Source organism: Streptomyces sp. SID14478 (assembly GCF_010548525.1).
GTDB lineage: Bacteria > Actinomycetota > Actinomycetes > Streptomycetales > Streptomycetaceae > Streptomyces.
Map to the genome: position 1 here is coordinate 1 of NZ_JAAGMG010000152.1, position 3532 is coordinate 3532.

5 protein-coding genes are annotated in these 3532 nt (G+C 73.7%); 4 read left to right on the forward strand and 1 reads right to left on the reverse strand.

All coding sequences use genetic code 11. The features are described 5' to 3' along the window. From G3I40_RS06230 to G3I40_RS06240, 3 genes are all read left to right on the forward strand, one after another. A partial coding sequence (locus G3I40_RS06230) for an EamA family transporter (RefSeq protein ID WP_164301157.1) occupies positions 1-409 on the forward strand: 409 nt, incomplete at its 5' end. Positions 410-449: 40 nt separating this feature from the next. Continuing rightward, positions 450-1397, forward strand: a complete 948-nt coding sequence (locus tag G3I40_RS06235; RefSeq protein ID WP_164301158.1) for a DMT family transporter — start codon at positions 450-452, stop codon at positions 1395-1397. A gap of 89 nt (positions 1398-1486) precedes the next feature. Beyond that, the gene (locus tag G3I40_RS06240; protein WP_164301159.1) at positions 1487-2458 is read left to right on the forward strand and encodes an alpha/beta hydrolase; all 972 of its coding nucleotides are present in this window, start codon (positions 1487-1489) and stop codon (positions 2456-2458) included. On the opposite strand, the gene G3I40_RS06245 is transcribed toward G3I40_RS06240, so the two are convergent. After that, positions 2418-2936 (reverse strand): GNAT family N-acetyltransferase, encoded by a 519-nt coding sequence (locus G3I40_RS06245; protein WP_164301160.1) that lies wholly within the window; start codon positions 2934-2936, stop codon positions 2418-2420. The genes G3I40_RS06240 and G3I40_RS06245 overlap by 41 nt on opposite strands. A gap of 33 nt (positions 2937-2969) precedes the next feature. Here G3I40_RS06245 and G3I40_RS06250 point away from each other — a divergent pair. After that, on the forward strand, positions 2970-3532 hold a 563-nt coding region (locus G3I40_RS06250; RefSeq protein ID WP_164301161.1), incomplete at its 3' end, for a LysR family transcriptional regulator.

Sequence of the window (3532 nt, forward strand, 5' to 3'; positions counted from 1 at the left end):
CGGCCCGCTGGCGCTGACCGGCTGGCAGCTGACCGCGGGAGGCCTGCTGATCGCACCGCTCGCGCTCGCGGTCGAGGGCCCGCCCCCGGCGCTGGACGGCCGGGCGCTCGGCGGCTACGCGTACCTGGCGCTGGCCAACACCGCGGTCGCGTACTGGCTCTGGTTCCGCGGCATCGGCCGTCTGGCCGCCACGCAGGTCACGTTCCTCGGCCCGCTCTCGCCGCTGACCGCCGCGGTGATCGGATGGGCGGCGCTCGGCCAGATCCTGACCTGGGTCCAACTGGCCGGGATGGCCCTGGCGTTCGGGGCGACGGTGGCGGGCCAGCACCCCGACAGATCATTCACTTCTGCTGAACATATACACCGGAAACATTCGATGGACGTGATGGTTCCCGTCCTGCGACGGTAGCTGCGTAAGAAAGCGACAGACACCCGCGAGAGAGGTTCCGATGGCAGTCCTGGACCGTACCCGTACCCCCGTGGCACCGCACGCGGCCCCCGGCCGCGCGGCAGGCGGGCTCGGTGCCGGTCTCCTGCTCGCCGCCCTCGCCACCGTCGTCTGGTCCGGCAGCTTCGTCACCTCCCGCGCACTGCACGACAGCGTGCCGCCGGTCCAGCACGCGTTCTGGCGCTGGATCATCGCGATCGTGGCCCTCGCCCCGTTCGGCCTGCGGGCCGCCTGGCGCGAGCGGGCCCTGATCCGGCGCCACCTCGGCTACGTGACGCTGGCCGCCCTCCTCGGGGTCACCGTCTACAACACCCTCGTGAACCAGGCGGGCATGACGACCTCCGCCGGGAACATGGGCATGATCATGGCCGCGTCGCCGGTGCTGATGGCGGCGTACGAACGGCTCGGCGGGGCCCGGCTCGGGGCGCGGCGCGTCACCGGAACCCTCGTGGCTTGCACGGGAGTCGTCCTGCTCGTCAGCAAGGGCTCGCTGACCCCCGACTTCGCCCCCGGCGACCTGTGGGTGGTCGCCGCGGCCGTCTGCTTCGGCTCGTACAGCGCACTGCTGCGGCGCAGGCCCCAGGAGATCGGCGGCGTCGCGTTCCTCTTCGCGACGTTCGTGCTCGGCGCGCTGATGCTGCTGCCCGCCTACGTGGTGAGCGTGGCGGTGCAGGGCGGCTTCGAGGTGCGCACCGGCACGGTCGGCCCGCTCCTGTACGTCGGCGTGGCCTCCTCGGCCGTCGCCTTCTTCGCCTGGAACAAGGCGATCGCGATGATCGGCGCCGCCCGGGCGGGCGTCGTCTACTACCTCCAGCCGGTGTGCGTCGCCCTGCTCTCGTACGCGGTGCTCGGCGAGGCGATGGGCTGGATGCAGCTGACGTGCATGGGCCTCATCCTGGGCGGCGTCGTGCTCGCCTCCGCCGCCGGACGGGGTCCGAAACGCCGGTGAACTTGCCGGAACGGCAACGAGGGGCGGCGCCGCGGGACGGTCGGGGAGACGATCGGAGCACCGCAGCACCGCCCCTTCCGGAGGTCCTCATGGCGCAGCAGCCCGTCCACCGCCTCGTCCCCACCCCCGCAGGCCGCACCCACCTCGTGGAGCAGGGCACGGGCCCGCTCGTCCTGCTCGTGCACGGGTTCCCGGAGTCCTGGTACTCCTGGCGCCGCCAGCTCCCGGCCCTGGCCGCGGCCGGATACCGGGCCGTCGCCGTCGACGTACGGGGATACGGCCGCTCCTCGCGCCCCGCGGACGTCGAGGCCTACCGGATGACGGAGCTCGTCGAGGACGGCGCCGCCGTGGTGCACGCGCTCGGTGAGGAGTCCGCGGTCGTCGTCGGGCACGACTGGGGAGCGAACATCGCCGCGTACTCGGCGCTCCTGCGGCCCGACGTCTTCCGGGCGGTGGGCCTGCTGAGCGTGCCGTACGCGCCGCGCGGCGGCCCGCGCCCCAGCGAGATCTTCGCCGGGATGGGCGGCGGGCCCGAGGAGTTCTACGTCTCCTACTTCCAGGAGCCCGGCCGCGCCGAGGCCGAGATCGAGCCGGACGTGCGCGGCTGGCTCGCCGGGATCTACGCGGCCCTGTCCGCCGACACCATGCCGGGCCCGGACGACCCCGACCCGCACTTCGTGGCGCGCGGCGGCCGGATGCGGGACCGCTTCCCGGCGGACCGCCTTCCGGCCTGGCTCGACGAGTCCGAACTCGACGTCTACGCGGGCGAGTTCGAACGTACGGGGATGAGCGGCGCGCTGAACCGCTACCGGAACATGGACCGTGACTGGGCCGACCTGGCCGCGTACGACGGCGCCCCGATCACCCAGCCGTCCCTCTTCGTCGGCGGCGCCCGCGACGCGTCCACGACCTGGCTGTCCGACGCGATCGAGGCCTATCCGAAGACCCTCCCCGGACTCGTCGCCTCGCACGTGCTCGACGGGACCGGCCACTGGCTCCAGCAGGAACGCCCCGACGAGGTCAACCGGCTGCTGGTGGAGTGGCTGGCCGCGATCGCGTAGCGGCCGGGCGGCGCAGGTCCAGCTCCATCAGCGGCAGCACCCGGCCCGCGACCGACCCCGACGGGATCGAGCCGGAGCGCCGGCCGCCCATCGCCTCGTAGAACGGCAGGGCGTTCGGGTCGGCGGCCCAGGAGATCCGGGTGAAGCCGGCGGCGCGCGCGGCCTCCCGGAGGTGGTCGAACAGCAGCCGGCCCACGCCGCCGCCGATCGCCTCCGGGGCCACGAACATCAGGCCCAACTCGCCCTGCGGCGGCTGCCCTTCGAGCGTCACGAGGCCGAGGAGGCGGCCGTCGCCGGACTCGGCGACGGCGGTACGGCGCGCCTCGACCTCCCCCGGCTCCAGCGTCAGCTCGGCGACGCACGCCTCCATGAAGTCCGCGTCGTATCCCCAATGCGCCTTCGAGCGCAGGGCAAGTGCGCTCAGCCGCGCCGCCTCCTCGGGACGGCCCGGGCGGATCCGTACGGTCTGCTGCTCCATGGCGTCAGCGTAGGCCGGGCTACCTTGTGCCGTATGAACGACGAGCACGTGCCGCGGCCCGACCGGTGGGACATCAAGAAGCTGGTGATCCTGCGCACCCTGCGGGAGCGCGGCACGGTCACGGCCACCGCGCAGACGCTCCTCATGACGCCGTCGGCCGTCTCGCAGCAGCTCACCAATCTGGCCAAGCAGCTCGGCGTGCCGCTGCTGGAAGCGCAGGGGCGGCGGGTGCGGCTCACCGACGCCGCGCACCTCGTGCTCGCGCACGCCGAGGCCGTGTTCGCCCAACTGGAGCGCGCCGACGCCGAGTTGGCGCAGCACCTGCACGGCGAGATGGGTGTGGTGCGGGTGGCCGCCTTCTCCACCGCCGTGCCCGCCCTCGTCGTGCCCGCGGTACGGGCCCTGCGCACCGCCCACCCCAAGATCACCGTCCGCGTGCGCGAGGCCGAGGCCGCGCAGGCCTACGAGCTGCTCGCCTCCGGCGACGTCGACCTCGCCCTCTCGCTCGCCGTGCACGCGCCGAGCGCCCGCGACCCGAAGTTCACGCGGGTGCCGCTGCTCGCCGACCCGCTGGACGTCGCCCTGCCGGTCGGGCA